Origin of the sequence: Oceanospirillum linum (genome assembly GCF_001995095.2) — a bacterium.
Taxonomy (GTDB): Bacteria; Pseudomonadota; Gammaproteobacteria; order Pseudomonadales; family Halomonadaceae; genus Oceanospirillum; species Oceanospirillum linum.
On the sequence record NZ_MTSD02000250.1, the window covers coordinates 1 to 383 of the forward strand.

Annotated in this window: 1 protein-coding gene; it reads right to left on the reverse strand. The window is 36.6% G+C overall.

The genetic code is table 11. From position 1 onward, the window contains the following. Positions 1-186: 186 nt before the first annotated feature. Positions 187-383: hypothetical protein (locus tag BTA35_RS18615; protein WP_238377651.1), on the reverse strand; the 197-nt coding region annotated here is incomplete at its 5' end.

Here is a 383-nt window from a genome sequence, read left to right on the forward strand (position 1 = left end):
GAACTTAAAGTGTTGATTGAGCAGATGAGAGAGCAGGTTCAGAACATAGAATAGGTTTTTGGGTAGAAGGTTACCCGTACAAGAATCTCTTAAATAAAGTGTGAGAAAAAGATTGAAAGTGAAACTATAGCTTCTTTATCTAACTAAAAATGAAAATATAGTTTCACTTTAACCTACCGAACAATATCAAACGGTCAGTTTACTCAAAGTCAAAAGTGAAGCTATACTTTCACTATCTGAAGATTTAAGAAAATATAGTTTCACTATGAATGCCACCGAATCAACAACAAAGCGCACCGCCGTCGTTTTTCCAAAGCACAGAAAGGTATTAAGCATCTTAGGCGAGAACTTAACTCTGGCAATGAAGCGACGAGGCATTACCC